This window comes from Amycolatopsis sp. NPDC028719 (assembly GCF_055565395.1).
In genome coordinates, this window is the sequence record NZ_JBVHUL010000003.1 from 724,736 (window position 1) to 741,394 (window position 16,659).

The window sequence follows — 16,659 nt, forward strand, 5'->3', positions numbered from 1 at the left end:
TCGCCTCCTGCTGCCGACGTGCCTCAGTGGGACGCGGCGTCGTCGAGCAGCGTTCCCAGCAGCAGGACACCGCCGGCGACCAGGGCGACCCAGAACACCACTCCGACGACGGCGCCGATGATCGCCCAGCGCCGCGCGGCACCGGCCGCGCCGCGGGCGGCGTCCGGGTCGCCCTGTGCCCAGAACTTCTCCACCTTGGCCGCCTGGACGATCGAGACGATGCCGAAGGGCAGGCAGATGATCGCGGCGACGATGCCCCAGGCCAGGTTGTTCGCGGGCGGGGGGCCGGGGTTGTAGTCGGCGGGCGGCCGCGGCTGCTCGGGCACGTCAGAACCCGAGCCGGCGCAGCTGACGGGGGTCCCGCTGCCACTCCTTGGCCACCTTGACGTGCAGGTCGAGGTAGACCTTGGAGCCGAGCAGCGCCTCGATGTTCTTGCGGGCGGTGGCGCCGACCTCGCGCAGCCGCTCGCCCTTGTGCCCGAGGATGATGCCCTTCTGGCTGGGCCGCTCCACGTACAGGAACGCGTGCACGTCGATGAGGTCGTCCCGGCCTTCGCGCGGCAGCATCTCCTCGACGGTGACGGCGATCGAGTGCGGCAGCTCGTCGCGGACGCCCTCCAGCGCCGACTCGCGGATCAGCTCGGCCACCAGCGTCTGCTCGGGTTCGTCGGTGAGCTCGCCGCCCGGGTAGAGCTGCGGGCCTTCGGGGAGCTTGCCGACGAGCAGGTCCGCGAGCGCGCCGACCTGGAAGCCGTCCACCGCGGACACCGGGATCAGCTCGGCGAAGTCCATGACGTCCTGCAGCGCGAGCAGCTGCTCGGCGACCTGCTGGGGCTGGACGAGGTCGGTCTTGGTGACGATGCCGATCACCGGCGTGCGCTTCGCGATCTTCGCCAGCTCGGCGGCGATGAACTTGTCGCCGGGGCCGATCTTTTCGTTCGCCGGCACGCAGAATCCCACGACGTCCACTTCGGACCACGTGGTGTGCACGATGTCGTTGAGCCGCTCGCCGAGCAGGGTGCGGGGGCGGTGCAGGCCGGGGGTGTCGATGAGGACGAGCTGGGCGTCCTCGCGGTGCACGATGCCGCGGATGGCGTGGCGGGTGGTCTGCGGCTTGCTGGAGGTGATCGCGACCTTGGTGCCGACGAGGGCGTTGGTCAGCGTCGACTTGCCCGCGTTGGGGCGGCCGACGAAGCAGGCAAAGCCGGAGCGGTGTTCGGTCATCGCTTCAGCACCTCGAGGATTTCGCCGTCGGGGTCGGCGAGGATGATCGGCGCGTATTTCGCGATGTCGCGGACGGCGTGCACGGACGCGCCCTTGAGCAGGCCTTCGCCGGTGACGACGGCGGCGGCTTCGATGCCTTCGGCGCCGCTGGAGAGCGCGGCGGCGACCGCGGCCTGGAGCGCGGTGAGCTTGAACGACGGCTGGTCGACCGTGCCCGCGGCGTAGGTGCGGCCGTCGGTGTCGCGGACCGCGGCGCCTTCGGGGGCCTGGATGCGGGCGCGCGAGGACCGGGCGAGGGTGACCAGCTTCTGGTCCTCCGCCTCGAGGTCAGGCATGTTCGACGCTCCTGTCGCGTTCGTCGGGGTGGGGCAGGCGGGTGCGGCGCCGGCTGGTGCGGTCGGCCGGGTCGGTCATCGCCTCGGCGTCGGCCGGGTGCACGACCACCGAGGTGATGCGCATGCGGCCGCGCCGGTCCTTGCCCCCTTCGGCGAACAGCCGAAGGCCGGCGACCTCGGCTTCGGCCCCCGGTAGCGGGACCCTACCCAGTCGTTCCGCGAGCAGCCCGCCCACGGTCTCCACGTCGTGGTCTTCGAGGTCGATGCCGAAGAGCTCGCCCAGGTCGTCGACGCTCATCCGGGAGGAGACGCGGACGGCGCCGTCGGTGAGCTCCTCGACCTCGGGGCGCTCGTCGGCGTCGGACTCGTCGGTGATCTCGCCGACGATCTCCTCGAGGACGTCCTCGATGGTGAGCAGGCCGGCGGTGCCGCCGTACTCGTCGACGGCGATCGCCATGTGGTGGTGCGAGCGCTGCATTTCCTTGAGGAGCTCGTCGAGCCGTTTCGAGTCGGGGACGAAGGAGGCTTCGTTCATCAGGGTGTCGACGACCGTGCTCGACCCGTCCGGGTCCATGTACGCCGACATCAGGTCCTTGATGTTGACGACGCCGACGATGTCGTCGACGGAGTCGTCGATCACCGGGAGCCGGGTGAAGCCGGTGCGCAGGGCCAGCGCCAATGCCTGGCGGACGGTCTTGGTGCGCTCGATCCAGACGATCTCGGTGCGCGGCACCATGACCTCGCGGGCGACGGTGTCGCCGAGCTCGAACACCGAGTGGATCATCTCGCGCTCGGAGTCCTCGACGACGCCGCGTTCCTGGGCGAGGTCGACGAGCTCGCGCAGCTCGACTTCGGAGGTGAACGGGCCCTCGCGGAAGCCCTGGCCGGGGGTGATGGCGTTACCGATGAGGATGAGCAGCCGGGACAGCGGGCCGAGGACCGAGCCGAGGACGCGGACGGGCCCGGCGACGTAGCGGCCGATGCGGTAGGGGTGCTGGCGGCCGAGGGTGCGGGGGCCGACGCCGATGAGGACGTAGCTCACGACGATCATCACGACCGCTGTGACCAGCACGGCGAGGCCGAGCGGCGCCAGGCGGGTGCCGACGAAGACGGTGACGAGCACGGTGGCGGTGAGCTCGCAGCCGAGGCGCAGCAGGAGGAGCAGGTTGATGTGCCGGCGGCGTTCGGCGACGACCGCGGCGAGGTGGCGGGCGCCGGGCAGGCCCAGGCGGGCGAGGCCGTCGGCCCGGGCCTGCGACACGGTGCTGATGGCGGCGTCGGCCGCCGCGAACACGCCCGCGAGGAGCACGAGCGCGATCGCGAAGAGGAGCTGGACCATGGCCGGCGCTAGGGCGTTTCCCCGGCGGGTGGTTCGGCGGCCGGGGTGGCGGCCGCGTCGAGCCCGGCGATGCCGAGGACGCGGTCGTCGGTGTTGCGCTGGGCGTCGCGCTTCTGCAGGGCGGCGACGGCGTCCTGGTACTCGCCGAGGATCCGCTTCTGGAGGGCGAACATCTCGCGTTCTTCGGCGGGTTCGGCGTGGTCGTAGCCGAGGAGGTGGAGGCAGCCGTGCACGGTGAGCAGGTGCAGCTCGTCGATCAGGGCGTGGCCCGCGGTCTTGGCCTGGTCCTTGGCGAACGCCGGGCAGAGCACGATGTCCCCGAGCAGCGCCGGGGACGCGTCGGGCGCGTCCGGGCGGCGGGAGGAGTCGAGCTCGTCCATCGGGAAGGCCATGACGTCGGTGGGCCCGGGGAGGTCCATCCAGCGTTCGTGCAGGTCTTCCATGACTTCGAGGGTGACGAGCAGGATGGACAGCTCGGCGAGCGGGCTGACCTCCATCTTGTCGAGGGCGTAGCGGGCGGCCGAGACGATGGAGGTCTCGTCGACGTCGACGCCGGACTCGTTGGCGATTTCGATGCTCACCGCCGGTTGCCCTTCCAGCCGTTGCCCTGCTGCTGGTCTTGGGCGTCCTGCACGGCCTGCCACTTCTCGTAGGCGTCGACGATGTCGCCGACGAGCTTGTGCCGGACGACGTCCTGGCTGGTCAGTTCGGAGAAGTGGAGCCCGTCGACGCCGCCGAGGATGTCGCGGACGACGCGGAGGCCGCTGCGCTGCCCGTTGGGCAGGTCGACCTGGGTGATGTCGCCGGTGACGACGATCTTGGAGCCGAAGCCGAGGCGGGTGAGGAACATCTTCATCTGCTCGGGCGTGGTGTTCTGGGCCTCGTCGAGGATGATGAAGGCGTCGTTCAAGGTGCGGCCGCGCATGTAGGCGAGCGGCGCGATCTCGATGGTGCCGGCCTGCATGAGCCGCGGGATGGACTCGGGTTCGACCATGTCGTGCAGCGCGTCGTAGAGGGGCCGCAGGTAGGGGTCGATCTTCTCGTTGAGCGTGCCGGGCAGGTAGCCGAGGCGCTCGCCGGCTTCGACGGCGGGGCGGGTCAGCACGATGCGGGTGACCTGCTTGGCCTGGAGGGCCTGGACGGCTTTCGCCATGGCGAGGTAGGTCTTGCCGGTGCCGGCGGGGCCGATGCCGAAGACGACGGTGTGCTTGTCGATGGCGTCGACGTAGCGCTTCTGGTTGAGCGTCTTGGGCCGGATGGTCTTGCCGCGGCGGGAGACGATGTTGAGGCTGAGGACCTCGGCGGGCGAGGCGTCTCCGGTGGAGAGCATGCCGATGGTGCGGCGGACGGTGTCCGGGCCGACCTGTTGCCCGCCGGTGGCGAGGGTGACGAGGTCGGCGAAGACGCGTTCGGCGAAGGCGACGTCGGCGGGTGCGCCGGTGAGGGTGACCTCGTTGCCGCGGACGTGGACGTCGGCGGCCAGGAGTTCCTCGGCGACGCGCAGGTTCTCGTCGCGGGAGCCGAGCAGGCTGAGCGCGGCGGCGTCGGGGATGGGGAACCGGGACTGCGCGGCCTGGACGGCGGCATCCTCGGTCTTGGCGACGTCCCCGGGGACGTCGGGTCGGGCGGCTCCACCCGGTACGGTTCCGGCCACGTGGCCTCAGGCCTGCTTTCTCGGTGAGGGAGAACGGACCCCACCGATGCTACTGGCACCCACCGACAGAACGCAGACGGGTTTCGCCTAGTCCTGCTCAGGAGCCCCGAAGAGCCCCAGAGGCTCACCCCCGAGCACATGAGCATGAACATGAAAAACGGTCTGCCCGGCATCCGAGTCAGTGTTGAAGACAACCCGATACCCCGACTCGACAACGCCCTCAAGCTCGGCAACCCGCCGAGCGGTCAGAGCAACAGCGGCAAGAAGCGCCGGGTCCCCAGCAGCAAGCTCCCCCAGGTTCCGATACCGCTTCTTGGGCACAACAAGCACGTGAACCTTCGCCTGAGGCCGAATATCCCGGAAGGCAAAGGTCAGATCATCCTGATAAACAACATCAGCAGGGATCTCACCAGCAATGATCCGCTCGAAGAGAGTCTCATCCTCACTCATGAGACACACCCTAGCGACCAGCCACCGCCCCACCGACCAGCCACCGCCCACCGGCCGGCCACCGCCCCACCGGCCGGGCACCGAGCGGCAGCCGCGGGGGGTCCGGGGGGAACCCCCGGCTGGGGGTCTGGGGGTTTGACCCCCAGAGAACACAACGAACGCGAAGCGGCCCGCTGAAGGAGCGAAGCGAGAGAAGGGGCCGCGGAGCGGTAGACCCTGGGGGTCGATCTACCGCCACCGCGGCGGCCGCCGGACCGAGGGGGGAGGTGCCCGGCGGGGTCTGTGCTTTCCCAGTGGCGCGCCGGACCCGGAAACGGTGTGTGGCGCGTTAGTAAACGAGAGTAACGGGTCGGAGTGTGATCGCGCCATAACTGGGCGCAAAATCGGGGGTCTTTTTTCCGGTGATCTTCTTACCTCCACCGGGTGGTCAGGGCGCCGAGTGCGCCGAGGGCGACGGCCGCGGCGGTGGAGGTGCGGAGGACGGTCGTGCCGAGGCGGACGGCGCGGGCGCCGGCTTCGCGCAGGGTGTGGAGTTCTTCGTCGGTGATGCCGCCTTCCGGGCCCACGACCAGGAGCAAGTCTCCGGTGTCGGGCAGGGAGAGGTCGGTGAGGCGGTCGGGGACGTCGGCCTCGAGGACGATCGCGAGGGACGTCGTCGCCATCAGGCCGGCGAGCTCGCGGGTGCCGGCGGGTTCGGTGACGTCGGGGACGTGGGCGCGGCGGGCTTGCTTGGCGGCCGCGCGGGCGGTGGCGCGCCAGCGGGCGAGGGCTTTGTCGCCGCGGCCGCCGTCTTCCCACTTGGCGACGCTGCGGGCGGCGCGCCAGGGGACGATGGCGTCGACGCCGGCTTCGGTGGCGAGTTCGACCGCGAGTTCGCCGCGGTCGCCCTTGGCCAGGGCCTGGGCGAGCACGACGCGCAGGGCGGGTGGTTCCTCGGTCCAGCGCTCTTCGATCGACAGCGTCAAGGCGGCATCGCGGCCGGGCTGGACGGCTTCGACGACGCAGCGGGCCATGGTGCCCGCGCCGTCGGAGAGGACGAGCCGCTCCCCCGTGCGCAGGCGGCGGACCGTGGCCGCGTGCCGGGCTTCCTCGCCGTCGAGGACCGTGCGCCCGGAAGCGGGCACGGAGGTGGCGAGGAAGACCGGCAGGGTGGTGTCGGGCACGGTCAGCGGTGGTTCTTGGCGCGCAGCTTCGAGAACAGGCCGCCGTGCTTGGCGCCGTTGGACGCCAGCGTGGGGACTTCTTCGCCGCGCTGCTGGGCGAGCTCGACGAGGAGGTCGCGCTGGGCTTCGTCGAGCTTGGTCGGGACCACGACGTCGATGTGGACGTGGAGGTCGCCGCGGCCGTCGACGCGGCCGGAGGACCGCAGCCGGGGCATGCCCTTGCCGGTGAGGACGAGCTCGGCGTTGGGCTGGGTGCCGGGTTCGACGTCGAGGTCGTAGTCGCCGTCGATCAGCGTGGAGATGGGCACCGTGGCGCCGAGGGCGGCGGTGGTCATCGGGATGCGGAAGTTGCAGTGCAGGTCGTGGCCCTGGCGGACGAAGACCTCGTGCGGGGTCTCGTCGATCTCGACGTAGAGGTCGCCGGCCGGGCCGCCGCCGGGGCCGACCTCGCCCTGGCCGGAGAGGCGGATGCGCATGCCGTCGCCGACGCCCGGCGGGATCTTGGCGGTGACGTTGCGGCGGGCGCGGATGCGGCCGTCGCCGCCGCACTGGCGGCAGGGGTCGGGGATGACCTCGCCGAAGCCGCGGCAGACCGGGCACGGGCGGGCCGTGACGACCTGGCCGAGGAACGACCGCTGGACGGACTGGACCTCGCCGGCGCCGCCGCAGGTGTCGCAGGTCTTGACGCCGGTGCCTTCGGTGGTGCCCGCGCCGCGGCAGAGGTCGCAGACGATCGCGGTGTCGACGGCGATCTCCTTGTCGACGCCGGTGGCGCAGTCCTCGAGGCTGAGGCCGAGCCGGATCAGCGCGTCGGAGCCGGGCTGGACGCGGCTGCGGGGTCCGCGCCCGCGCCCGCCGCCGCCTCCGCCGGCCGCGCCGAAGAAGGCGTCCATGATGTCGCCGAGGCCGCCGAACCCGGCGAACGGGTCGCCGCCGCCCCCGCCGCGCGCGCCGCCGTCCATCGGGTCGCCGCCGAGGTCGACGATCTTGCGCTTCTGCGGGTCGGACAGCACCTCGTAGGCCGTCGTGACCTCGCTGAACTTGTGCTGCGCGTCTTCCGACGGGTTGACGTCGGGGTGCAGCTCCCGGGCCAGCTTCCGGTACGCGCGCTTGATGTCCTGATCGCTCGCGTTCTTGGCCACCCCGAGGATGCCGTAGTAGTCCCTCGCCACCGTCTCTGCTTCTCCTTCTGCTCTGCCCGGCTCAGCGGCCGTGCAGGATCTGCCCCACGTAGTTGGCGACCGCGCGCACCGCGGCGATCGTGCCGGGGTAGTCCATCCGGGTCGGGCCGACCACCCCCATGCCGCCGAGCACCATGTCCTGGCCGTACCCGATCGAGACGACCGAGGTGCTGCGCATCTGCTCGTCTTCATTTTCCTCACCGATGCGCACCGTGATCGCACCGGGGTTGCGCGCGGCGGCCAGCAGCTTGAGCACGACCACCTGCTCCTCGAGGGCTTCGAGGACCTGGCGCAGCGAACCCGGGAAGTCGGCGACGTTGCGTGTGAGGTTCGCGGTGCCGCCGAGGACCAGGCGTTCTTCGGGGTGCTCGGCCAGCGACTCGACCAGGACGGTGGTGACGCGGATGAGCGCGTCCCGCAGCTCGCCGGGTGCCTGGTCGGGCAGTTCGGCGACGCGCGCGGCGGCGTCGTTGAGCCGCCGTCCGGACATGGCCGTGTTCAGCACGGAACGCAGCCGCGCGACGTCTTCTTCGGTGACGACGTCGCCGAGGTCGACCGTGCGCTGGTCGACGCGGCCGTTGTCGGCGATCAGCACCAGCATCAGCCGCGCCGGGGTGAGCGGGACCACTTCGAGGTGGCGCACCTTGGCGTTGGTCAGCATCGGGTACTGGACGACGGCGACCTGCCGGGTCAGCTGCGCGAGCAGCCGGACCGAGCGCTTGAGGACGTCGTCGAGGTCGGTGCCGCTGTCGAGGAAGGTGGTGATGGCCCGGCGCTCGGCGGCGCTCAGGGGCTTGACCTCCGACAGCCGGTCGACGAAGAGGCGATAGCCCTTGTCGGTCGGCACGCGCCCGGCGCTGGTGTGCGGCTGGGTGATGTAGCCCTCTTCTTCGAGGGCGGCCATGTCGTTGCGCACCGTGGCGCTCGAGACGCCCAGGTTGTGCCGTTCGACGATCGCCTTCGAGCCGACCGGTTCCTGGTTGGACACGTAGTCGGCGACGATCGCGCGCAGCACGTCGAAGCGGCGCTCGTCCGCGTTGGCCACCGGTTCCTCACCTACCTCGCTCGCTGCTCACCTTGAGTTTACGGAAGCCTGAGCCGGTCGTGCTCAACCCCGCCCGTCCGCACCGGGCCGGGCGCCGGGTAAAGAACGCGCAAACGAATTCCCATGCATTCTTCCTGGAAAGGAATTCCGGCTTGATGGGGGAACCGAAAAGCGGTTTGCTGCCTCTGACCCGCATGCCCTCCCCCGACTCCGAGGTCGCCGTGAACCGAATTCAACCCGCTTCGGCCGGAATGCCCGATATCGCCCGGCGCGCGGCCGAGGCGAAAGCGCGGCTCGAGCGCGTCTCGGCGACCGCCTCGAGTGCCGACGGAGCCGTCACGGTCACCGTCAACACCAGCGGTGCGCTGCAAGAACTCACCTTCGGCCCGCGTGCGGACGAGCTGCCGCGGGCCCGGCTCGCCCAGGCCGTCCTCGCGGCCGCGAAACGCGCCCAGGTCGACGCCGCCCGGCAGCTGACCTCGATCATGGCGCCGGTGATCGGCACCGACAGCGACGCGATGGAATTCCTGCGGGAACAGATTCCCACGCCCGAATTGCCCCAAGAAGAACCGGCACCGTCGCACCGGGAATTCACCGGAACGCAGCGGGAAACCCCACCGCCGCCCGTGCGCCCGGCCCGGCCGCGCCCGGACGACGACGAGGACTTCGGCGGCCCGATCCTGCGCCGGGGGCTCTGATGGCCGAGCGGGCGATGAAGGTCGACTTCGACGTCCTCGGCGGCCACGAGGACGAGATCCGGGAGATCGCCGACCGGGTCCAGCAGGCGGTCGAGGCCGCCGGCACCGCCGGTGCGCTCGACTTCGACGCGTTCGGCCTGGTCGGGCAGGTGTTCGCGCTGCCGATCCAGGCATGGGTGGACACCGCCGACAGCTTCCTGAGCGCCGCCGTCGAGGCCGGCCACGAGGTCGCCGACCGGGTGAAGACCGCGCACACGGCGTTCCGCGACCACGAACACCAGACGAAGTGCCTGCTCGAGGGCATCGGCAAGGAGCTTCCGGCATGACCGAGAACGCACTGGTCGCGACGGCCGAGTCGCCGGGCGGCTTCTGGAGCGGCATGGGCGACGGCTCGAAGGGCGAGCTGGACAACCTCAACGCCCGGACCGGCGGCGCGGGCATCTTCAGCGACGCTGCGTCGACGCTCACCGACGCCCGCGGCGGCGACTGGGGCAACCTCGCCATGGACGTCGGCACCGACGCGCTCGACCTGCTCGGCGCGGCGATGGACCCGCTCGGCACGCTGGCCAGCGCCGGCGTCGGCTGGCTGATCGAGCACATCAGCTTCCTCAAGGACGGCCTCGACAAGCTCGCCGGCAAGCCCGAAGCCGTCACCGCCAAGGCCGTGACCTGGACGAACATCGCGAAGCAGCTCACCGAGACGGCCGAGAGCTACGAGCGGCAGGCCCAGAAGGTCCAGCAGTCCTTCAGCGACTGCGGCTCCGCGGAGGCCTACCAGCGGACGGCCGAAAGCTACGTCGGTGTCCTGCGCGGCGCCGCGTCGCACGCCGGGGACGCGTCGACCGCCATGAACGTCGGCGCGGCGCTGGTCGGCACGGAACGCGGGCTGATCCGCGACATGATCTCGTCGTTCGTGGGCGAGCTGATCGTCAAGGCGCTGGCCGCGCTGGCCGCGTCCTGGTGCACCTTCGGCGGCACGATCGCGGCGTTCATCGCCGACACGGTCGTCGAGGGCGGCGTGCTCGCCGAGAAGATCAGCACGCGCATCGCGAAGATCGTCGAGAAGCTCGAGAGCCTGGCGAAGGGCGCGGGCAAGTCGAAGGCGGCCCTCGAAGGCGCGGCGAACGCGCTGAAGAAGGTGGGCAAGGGCGTCGACAAGATCGTGGACAAGAGCGTCGACACGGCCGCGGGCATCGAGCGCCGGGCCAACGAGCTCAAGCAGGCGGGCAAGGAGGCGAAGTCCGCCGAGGAGACAGCCGAAGGCTGGAAGGACGCGTGGCGCGAGAAGGTCCCCGGCGGCGACAAGCTGGAGGGACCGGGCAAGGCGTGGTCCGAAGACGGCCGCAGCGTGCTCAAGCCGGGCGCGTGGCAGGAGGCCGGCGGTTATCCGGGGTGGAAGCCCGCGGACACGATCGGCGTCGTGACCGAAGGCCGCCGGCAGGAGAACGAGCAGTACGACCGCTATCACGAGGGCCAGGAGGCTTACGAAAAGGAGCACCCCGAAGGCGAGGGCGAGTGATCGAGCAGGCCGAGGTGGAGCTGGCCAACCGCAACGGCCGGCTCCACCCGTCGCAGCGCCGAAAGCTGCTCGACTTCAACTTCTGGACGGCGGCGGTCCTGGTCGTCGCCGGGCTGGTGCTGACCGCGATCGCGGTCGCCGACGGCGCGGCGGCCGCCACCGTCCCGATTTTCGCGGTGACAGCCTGGTTCGCCTTCGTCTGCGGACGGCGGCTGGCGGAGGCCGGCAGCGGGCGGCTCGTCGTGATCACCGGCTGGACCCACGACTTCGGGAAGGTGCACGGCAAGCGGCCCGGACGCGGGCAGTACCCGATCTACCTGTACACCATCATGGAGCGGATCTGGTTCACCTACCTGGTGGTCCAGGACCGGAGCTTCCGCCTCGACGATCGCGAGCTCCGCGCGCGGATCCAAGCGGAGCGGACCAATGCCGTCTACCTGACTCCGCGCACGAAGACGCTGATCAACGTCCTCCCGGCCTAGCCGGCCGCGGCGGCGGACAGGGCGTCGAACTCGGCGTCGGTCAGCTCGATGTCCGCGGCGGCGATGTTGTCCTCGAGGTGCGCGACCGACGACGTCCCCGGGATCGGCAGCACGACGGGCGATCGCTTGAGCAGCCAGGCCAGCGCGAGCTGCGACGGCGAGGCGTCGTGCTCCTTGGCGAGCGCCGTGAGCGGGCTGTCCGGCCCGGCGAGGGCGCCGGTGGCCAGCGGGAACCACGGGATGAAGGCGATGCCGTGCTCGGTGGCGTGGTCGAGCAGCGGTTCGGCGTCGCGCTTGGCGAGGTTGAACAGGTTCTGCACGGAGACGATCTCCGCGGTCTTCTGCGCTTCCTTCAGCTGATCCACGCCGACCTCGGACAGGCCGATGTGCCGGATCTTGCCCTCGTCCTGCAGCTTCTTCAGCTCGCCGACCTGCTCGGCCACGGGCACCTTCGGGTCGATCCGGTGCAGCTGCAGCAGGTCGATCCGGTCGACCCCGAGGTGCCGCAGGCTCAGCTCGACCTGCTGCCGCAGGTACTCGGGCCGCCCGACCGGGATCCACTGGTTCGGCCCCTGCCGGGTGAAGCCGGCCTTGGTCGCGATGACGAGGTCGTCGGCGTAGGGGTGCAGGGCCTCCTTGATCAGCAGGTCGGCGACGAAGGGGCCGTAGGCGTCGGCGGTGTCGATCAGGGTCACGCCGAGTTCGACGGCGCGCCGCAGCACGCGCACGGCTTCGTCCGGGTCCTTCGGGTCACCCCAGACCCCCGGCCCGGTGAGCTGCATGGCGCCGTACCCGAGCCGGGTCACCGGCAGGTCGCCGCCGATCGTGAAGGTGCCGGAGTTCTTCGCGCTCATCGTTCGTCCCATCATCGGTCGGAAAGCTCCACCGGGTGCCAACCCGGCGGAGCCCCGCCCGATTCCCGCGTGCGCTCAGGAGTTGCGCGGGAAGCCCAGGTTCACCCCGGCGTGCGACCGGTCCGGCCACCGCGACGTCACGACCTTCGTCCGGGTGAAGAAGTGGAACCCTTCCGGCCCGTAGGCGTGGCTGTCGCCGAACAGCGAGTCCTTCCAGCCGCCGAAGGAGTAGTACCCCACCGGGACCGGGATGGGGACGTTCACGCCGACCATCCCGACCTCGACCTCGTTCTGGAACCGCCGGGCCGACGAGCCGTCGCCGGTGAAGATCGCCACGCCGTTGCCGTACGGGTTCGCGTTGATCAGGTCCAGCGCGTCGTCGTAGGAAGCCGTGCGCGCCACCGACAGCACCGGGCCGAAGATCTCGTCCGTGTAGATGGACATGTCCGGGCGGACGTGGTCGAACAGCGTCGGGCCGAGCCAGAAGCCGTCCGGGGAGCCGGGCACCTCGATGCCGCGGCCGTCCACCACCAGCGACGCGCCCGCCGACACCCCGGCGTCCACATAGGACTTCACGCGCGCGTGGTGGGCCGCCGTGACCAGGGGTCCCATCTCCGATTCGGGATCGCGCCCGTCGCCGACGCGCAGCACGGACATCCGCTCGGTGATCTTGCGCACGAGCTCGTCGCCGATCGGGTCGACCGCGACGACCACCGACACCGCCATGCAGCGCTCCCCCGCCGACCCGAACCCGGCCGACACGGCGGCGTCGGCGGCCAGGTCGAGGTCCGCGTCCGGCAGCACGACCATGTGGTTCTTCGCGCCGCCGAGAGCCTGGACGCGCTTGCCGTGCCGGGTGCCGGTTTCGTAGACGTAGCGCGCGATCGGCGTCGACCCGACGAACGAGATCGCCTTGACGTCGCGGTGTTCGAGGAGCCCGTCGACCGCCGCCTTGTCGCCGTGCAGGACGTTCAGCGCGCCCGCGGGCAGCCCGGCCTCGGCGAAGAGCTCGGCGATGAACACCGCCGCCGACGGGTCCTTCTCGCTCGGCTTGAGCACGACGGTGTTGCCGCAGGCCAGCGCGTTCGGGACGAACCAGAGCGGCACCATCGCCGGGAAGTTGAACGGCGAGATCACGCCGACCACGCCGAGCGGCTGCGCGATCGAGTAGACGTCGACGCCGGTGGACGCGTTCTCGCTGAACCCGCCCTTGAGCAGCTGCGCGGCACCGCAGGCGTACTCGACGTTCTCGATCGCGCGCGCGACCTCGCCGGCCGCGTCCGACTCGACCTTGCCGTGCTCGCTCGTGACGATTTTCGCCAGCTCGTGCTTGCGCGCGGCGAGCAGCTCGCGGAAGGCGAACAGCACCCGCGTCCGGCCGGCCAGCGACGTCCCGCGCCAGCCCGGCAGCGCCGCCTTGGCCGCGGCGACGGCGGCTTCGACCTCGGCGTCGCCGGCGAAGTCGACGTGCGCCCGGACCTGCCCGGTGGCGGGGTCGACCACCTCGCCCGAACGCGCGGTGGTCCCGGTGAACGGCTTGCCGTCGATCCAGTGGCTGATGCGGTCGGTCACGGCGATGCGCTCCTTCGCTCGGGGACGTCTCCTGCGAGTCTCCGGGCGTGCGCCACGCCAACGCCATCGACAACGTGTACGGACTCGCCGTCCCGGCCGTACAGTCTGTCCCTGCCCACCACACGCGAGGAGCCATGTACCCGACCGTCGCCGAGGTGCTCGCGCTGCCGGTGCTGCGCCAGGGCCGTCCGCACGTCGTCGCGGGCATGGGCGGGCTCGACGCCCCGGTGCGCTGGGCGCACGTCGCCGAGGTCGCGGACATCGCGCACCTGCTGCGCGGCGGGGAGCTGGTGCTGACGACCGGGGTCGCGCTGCCCGACGACGGCCCGGCGCTGGCCCGCTACGTCGCGGACCTGGCCGGGGTCGGGGCCGCCGGCCTGGTGATCGAGCTGGTCCGGCACTGGAGCGACAAGCTGCCCGCGGCGCTGGTCGAGGCCGCCGAGAAGCACGGCCTGCCGCTGGTGACGCTCTCGCGCGAGACCCGGTACGTGAGCGTCACCGAGGCGGTGAACGGCCAGATCGTCGACGCCCAGGTCGCCGAGCTGCGCGCCGCCGAGCGCGTGCACGAGACGTTCACCGCGCTGACGGTCGCGGGCGCCGAACCCGGCGTCGTGCTGGGCGAGGTCGCCCGGCTGACCGAGGAGCCGGTGGTGCTGGAGACGCTGTCGCACGAGGTCCTCGCCTACGACGCGGCCGGGGTGGACCCGGCCGAGCTGCTCACCGGCTGGCCGGCCCGGTCGCGCGTCGTCCAGATCGGCGAGCGGACCGGCTACCACCCCGGCTCGGGCTGGCTGGTGACCGTCGTCGGCGCGCGCGGGCACGACTGGGCGCGGCTGGTCGTCGTCTGCGCCGACCAGCCGCCGCACCGCCACCGGGTGGTCGCCGAGCGGGCCGCGTCCGCGCTGGCCGTGCACCGGCTGGTCGCCAAGGACTCGGACGGCCTGGAGCGCCAGGCTCACCGAGCCGTCCTCCACGAGCTGCTGGCGTCGCCGGCCCCGACGGCGGAGCTGCTGGCGCGGGCCTCGGCGCTGGCCGTGCCGCTGACCGGGCGGCAGCTGGTCGGGCTGGCGGTCCGGCCCCGGTTGGCCGTCACCGGGCGGCCCGCGCTGTCCACGCCGCCGGTGCTGCGTGAGCTGGCCGAGGCGACGGTCCTGGCGGCGCGCCGCGCGAAGGTGTCGGCGCTGGTGGCGACCGACGACCTCGGCGTGCGGGCGCTGATCGCGCTGTCTCCGGAGGCGAACGCCGACACCGTGCTGCACCGGCTCGCCACCGACGTCCACGAGGCCCGGGGCAGCGCACCCGGCGTGCTCGCGGTCGGCACGACGGTCTCGACGCCCGCCGAAGCGGGCCGGACGCTCCTGGAGGCCGGCCAGGTCGCGGCGGCCGCGTTGGGGGCGGGCAGCGAGCGCGTGCTGCACCGGCTGTCGGACGTCCGGCTGCGCGGCCTGCTGCACCTGCTGGCGGGCGACGAGCGGGTGACGGCGTTCGCCGCGCGCGAGCTCGGGCCGCTGCTCCAGCGCGACGCGGCTTCCGGCAGCCGGCTGGTGCAGGCGTTGCGCCACTACTGCGAGCAGGGCGGCAACAAGTCGGCGGCCGCGGCGGCGGCGCACACCTCACGGACGGCGTACTACCAGCAGCTCGCCCGGATCGAGCAGGTCCTCGGCGTCCGGCTGGAGGACCCGGAGTCGATGCTCTCGCTCTACGTGGCCCTGCTGGCGTGGGACCTCACCCGCCCGAGCGAAGAAGACTCACCCGGACGTGGAGCACAGTGATCGGCCTCGGGCTGCCGATGACACCGATATGGCTTTGTTTTCGTTTGCCGCCTGCCTGGTGGGCTTGAGCTGCCTCGCTCCCGCCCAGCCGCCGGCGTCGACGCTCCAGCTCACCACCCACGACACGGCCGGCCGGATCGGCTCGGTCGTCCTGACGTGCGACCCGGCCGGCGGCACGCACCCCAAGCACGACAAGGCGTGCGCGGTCCTCACGAGCGCGGGCGGCGACTTTTCGCACATTCCCGCGCGCCACCAGATGTGCACGCTGATCTACGCCCCGGTGGACGTGACGGCGGTCGGAACGTGGCACGGCAAGCCGGTGTCGTTCCGGACGACGTACGCGAACCGCTGCGAAGCCGACCGCGACTCGGACGACGTCTTCGCGTTCTGACGCGCGTTCGCGACACGGAACAGCGATCGCCCGACCGGGTACAGCCTGCTCTTGAGCAGGCTGTACCCATGTCACGACAGATCGCCACACCCCGAGCCCGCGCCCTGGGTTTCGGCATGGAGCAAGCCCGGCTGGCTCGCAAGGTCGGGGTCCGAGCGCTCGGCCGGATGACCGGCCTGCCACCCCAGAACATCTCGAACTGGGAAAGCGGCAAGCGCGTACCGAAGATCGAAGAGCTCGCCACGATCCTCGGCGCGCTGCGGGTCGCCCCCGACGAACGCGCGCGGTTGCTCAACCTGGCCCGCTTCGCCGATGATCCCAACTGGCTCAACCAAGCGATTCTGGACGGTCCCACCTTGCTGTCGACCTATGTCGCCTACGAGCGGACCGCCACCAGCATGGTCGATTGGAGTGCCGGCCTGGTCCCCGGCATGCTCCAAACACCCGCATACACCAGAGCCATCTTCGCCGGCACAGCCCACCCGAAGTCCCACGTGGAGAACGTGGTGATGGTCAGGCTCGCCCGTCGCGAGATGCTGACGGGCCGGAATCCCTTGCCGTGCCGAGTGCTGCTCGGCGAAGCCGCGTTGCACCAGAACATCGGCGGGCCGGTCGTGATGAGCGAACAGCTTCGCTATCTGCGCTCTCGAATGGAGTTGCGGAACGTTTCGGTTCAGATCGTGCCGAACGGTATCGGCTACCACCCCGGCCAGTACGGGCCGTTCATCATCTTCGACTACGCCGACCTGCCTCCGATCGTCTACCTGGAGCACTACCGCGGTAGCGGGTACCTCTACGACGAGCCCAACGTGGCCGACTACCGGAAAGCCACCGAGACCTTGTCATCCCTGGCGCTGAGCGAACCGGATTCCGCGCAGTTCATCGAGGCAGTCATCGCCGAACTGGAGGCGTGAAGCACTCATCGAAGGTCGGTCGTCGCCCTGTCGCAGATCCGCGACACCAGAGCCGGCGCACAGGCC

At 71.2% G+C, this 16,659-nt stretch carries 19 protein-coding genes; 7 read left to right on the forward strand and 12 right to left on the reverse strand.

Going from position 1 to position 16,659, the window contains the following annotated elements; translation table 11 throughout:
* Nucleotides 1–23: 23 nt before the first annotated feature.
* The 10 genes from ACZ4TR_RS16905 to hrcA all read right to left on the reverse strand — a co-directional run bounded on the left by ACZ4TR_RS16905 (nucleotide 24) and on the right by hrcA (nucleotide 8,391).
* On the reverse strand, nucleotides 24–326 hold the full coding sequence (locus tag ACZ4TR_RS16905; RefSeq protein ID WP_465287877.1) for a CD225/dispanin family protein: 303 nt from the start codon (nucleotides 324–326) through the stop codon (nucleotides 24–26).
* A gap of 1 nt (nucleotide 327) precedes the next feature.
* Nucleotides 328–1,224: a GTPase Era gene (era, locus tag ACZ4TR_RS16910; RefSeq protein WP_364517417.1), complete on the reverse strand. Its 897-nt coding sequence runs from the start codon at nucleotides 1,222–1,224 to the stop codon at nucleotides 328–330.
* Nucleotides 1,221–1,559: a cytidine deaminase gene (locus tag ACZ4TR_RS16915; RefSeq protein WP_465287878.1), complete on the reverse strand. Its 339-nt coding sequence runs from the start codon at nucleotides 1,557–1,559 to the stop codon at nucleotides 1,221–1,223. The genes era and ACZ4TR_RS16915 overlap by 4 nt, the downstream gene beginning before the upstream one ends.
* Nucleotides 1,552–2,898, reverse strand: a complete 1,347-nt coding sequence (locus ACZ4TR_RS16920; RefSeq protein ID WP_465287879.1) for a hemolysin family protein — start codon at nucleotides 2,896–2,898, stop codon at nucleotides 1,552–1,554. The genes ACZ4TR_RS16915 and ACZ4TR_RS16920 overlap by 8 nt, the downstream gene beginning before the upstream one ends.
* Nucleotides 2,899–2,906: 8 nt before the next feature.
* Complete coding sequence (ybeY, locus tag ACZ4TR_RS16925) at nucleotides 2,907–3,479, reverse strand: rRNA maturation RNase YbeY (RefSeq protein ID WP_465287880.1); 573 nt, start codon at nucleotides 3,477–3,479, stop codon at nucleotides 2,907–2,909.
* Nucleotides 3,476–4,552, reverse strand: coding sequence for a PhoH family protein (locus tag ACZ4TR_RS16930; protein WP_364517411.1), 1,077 nt, complete (start codon nucleotides 4,550–4,552; stop codon nucleotides 3,476–3,478). The genes ybeY and ACZ4TR_RS16930 overlap by 4 nt, the downstream gene beginning before the upstream one ends.
* 87 nt (nucleotides 4,553–4,639) lie before the next feature.
* The gene (locus ACZ4TR_RS16935) at nucleotides 4,640–5,002 is read right to left on the reverse strand and encodes a histidine triad nucleotide-binding protein (RefSeq protein WP_465287881.1); all 363 of its coding nucleotides are present in this window, start codon (nucleotides 5,000–5,002) and stop codon (nucleotides 4,640–4,642) included.
* Between the two features lie 410 nt (nucleotides 5,003–5,412).
* Nucleotides 5,413–6,165, reverse strand: coding sequence for a 16S rRNA (uracil(1498)-N(3))-methyltransferase (locus tag ACZ4TR_RS16940; protein ID WP_465287882.1), 753 nt, complete (start codon nucleotides 6,163–6,165; stop codon nucleotides 5,413–5,415).
* 2 nt (nucleotides 6,166–6,167) lie between these two features.
* Nucleotides 6,168–7,337 (reverse strand): molecular chaperone DnaJ, encoded by a 1,170-nt coding sequence (dnaJ, locus tag ACZ4TR_RS16945; protein WP_364517405.1) that lies wholly within the window; start codon nucleotides 7,335–7,337, stop codon nucleotides 6,168–6,170.
* Between the two features lie 31 nt (nucleotides 7,338–7,368).
* Nucleotides 7,369–8,391: a heat-inducible transcriptional repressor HrcA gene (hrcA, locus tag ACZ4TR_RS16950; RefSeq protein WP_364517403.1), complete on the reverse strand. Its 1,023-nt coding sequence runs from the start codon at nucleotides 8,389–8,391 to the stop codon at nucleotides 7,369–7,371.
* Between the two features lie 59 nt (nucleotides 8,392–8,450).
* On the opposite strand from hrcA, the gene ACZ4TR_RS16955 reads away from it, so the two are divergent.
* The 4 genes from ACZ4TR_RS16955 to ACZ4TR_RS16970 are packed head-to-tail and all read left to right on the forward strand — an operon-like array spanning nucleotide 8,451 to nucleotide 11,090.
* Nucleotides 8,451–9,089 carry a YbaB/EbfC family nucleoid-associated protein gene (locus ACZ4TR_RS16955; protein WP_465287883.1) on the forward strand — a complete coding sequence of 213 codons (639 nt, stop codon included), beginning with the start codon at nucleotides 8,451–8,453 and terminating at the stop codon, nucleotides 9,087–9,089.
* Entirely contained in the window at nucleotides 9,089–9,415 is a 327-nt protein-coding gene (locus ACZ4TR_RS16960; protein ID WP_465287884.1) for a type VII secretion target, read from the forward strand. Before ACZ4TR_RS16955 ends, ACZ4TR_RS16960 begins: the two co-directional genes overlap by 1 nt.
* Nucleotides 9,412–10,608 (forward strand): hypothetical protein, encoded by a 1,197-nt coding sequence (locus ACZ4TR_RS16965; RefSeq protein WP_465287885.1) that lies wholly within the window; start codon nucleotides 9,412–9,414, stop codon nucleotides 10,606–10,608. The genes ACZ4TR_RS16960 and ACZ4TR_RS16965 overlap by 4 nt, the downstream gene beginning before the upstream one ends.
* Entirely contained in the window at nucleotides 10,605–11,090 is a 486-nt protein-coding gene (locus tag ACZ4TR_RS16970) for a hypothetical protein (RefSeq protein ID WP_465287886.1), read from the forward strand. Before ACZ4TR_RS16965 ends, ACZ4TR_RS16970 begins: the two co-directional genes overlap by 4 nt.
* On the opposite strand, the gene ACZ4TR_RS16975 is transcribed toward ACZ4TR_RS16970, so the two are convergent.
* Nucleotides 11,087–11,944, reverse strand: coding sequence for an aldo/keto reductase (locus ACZ4TR_RS16975; RefSeq protein ID WP_465287887.1), 858 nt, complete (start codon nucleotides 11,942–11,944; stop codon nucleotides 11,087–11,089). The two genes, ACZ4TR_RS16970 and ACZ4TR_RS16975, sit on opposite strands and share 4 nt — an antisense overlap.
* A gap of 75 nt (nucleotides 11,945–12,019) precedes the next feature.
* Entirely contained in the window at nucleotides 12,020–13,516 is a 1,497-nt protein-coding gene (locus tag ACZ4TR_RS16980) for a CoA-acylating methylmalonate-semialdehyde dehydrogenase (protein WP_465287888.1), read from the reverse strand.
* A 134-nt stretch (nucleotides 13,517–13,650) separates the two neighbouring features.
* Between ACZ4TR_RS16980 and ACZ4TR_RS16985 the strand changes: the two genes are divergently transcribed.
* The 3 genes from ACZ4TR_RS16985 to ACZ4TR_RS16995 all read left to right on the forward strand — a co-directional run bounded on the left by ACZ4TR_RS16985 (nucleotide 13,651) and on the right by ACZ4TR_RS16995 (nucleotide 16,593).
* Nucleotides 13,651–15,288, forward strand: a complete 1,638-nt coding sequence (locus ACZ4TR_RS16985) for a PucR family transcriptional regulator (protein ID WP_465287889.1) — start codon at nucleotides 13,651–13,653, stop codon at nucleotides 15,286–15,288.
* Between the two features lie 28 nt (nucleotides 15,289–15,316).
* The gene (locus ACZ4TR_RS16990; protein WP_465287890.1) at nucleotides 15,317–15,679 is read left to right on the forward strand and encodes an SSI family serine proteinase inhibitor; all 363 of its coding nucleotides are present in this window, start codon (nucleotides 15,317–15,319) and stop codon (nucleotides 15,677–15,679) included.
* 68 nt (nucleotides 15,680–15,747) lie between these two features.
* Entirely contained in the window at nucleotides 15,748–16,593 is an 846-nt protein-coding gene (locus ACZ4TR_RS16995; RefSeq protein ID WP_465287891.1) for a helix-turn-helix domain-containing protein, read from the forward strand.
* Nucleotides 16,594–16,659: the final 66 nt, after the last annotated feature.

Excerpts from the sequence above, each read along its gene's own strand:
- era (WP_364517417.1), bottom strand. The coding sequence starts at position 1,224 with ATGACCGAACACCGCTCCGGCTTTGCCTGCTTCGTCGGCCGCCCCAAC.
- ACZ4TR_RS16915 (WP_465287878.1), bottom strand. The coding sequence starts at position 1,559 with ATGCCTGACCTCGAGGCGGAGGACCAGAAGCTGGTCACCCTCGCCCGG.
- ACZ4TR_RS16920 (WP_465287879.1), bottom strand. The coding sequence starts at position 2,898 with ATGGTCCAGCTCCTCTTCGCGATCGCGCTCGTGCTCCTCGCGGGCGTG.
- ACZ4TR_RS16935 (WP_465287881.1), bottom strand. The coding sequence starts at position 5,002 with ATGAGTGAGGATGAGACTCTCTTCGAGCGGATCATTGCTGGTGAGATC.
- ACZ4TR_RS16960 (WP_465287884.1), top strand. The coding sequence starts at position 9,089 with ATGGCCGAGCGGGCGATGAAGGTCGACTTCGACGTCCTCGGCGGCCAC.
- ACZ4TR_RS16965 (WP_465287885.1), top strand. The coding sequence starts at position 9,412 with ATGACCGAGAACGCACTGGTCGCGACGGCCGAGTCGCCGGGCGGCTTC.
- ACZ4TR_RS16975 (WP_465287887.1), bottom strand. The coding sequence starts at position 11,944 with ATGAGCGCGAAGAACTCCGGCACCTTCACGATCGGCGGCGACCTGCCG.
- ACZ4TR_RS16985 (WP_465287889.1), top strand. The coding sequence starts at position 13,651 with ATGTACCCGACCGTCGCCGAGGTGCTCGCGCTGCCGGTGCTGCGCCAG.
- ACZ4TR_RS16990 (WP_465287890.1), top strand. The coding sequence starts at position 15,317 with ATGGCTTTGTTTTCGTTTGCCGCCTGCCTGGTGGGCTTGAGCTGCCTC.
- ACZ4TR_RS16995 (WP_465287891.1), top strand. The coding sequence starts at position 15,748 with ATGTCACGACAGATCGCCACACCCCGAGCCCGCGCCCTGGGTTTCGGC.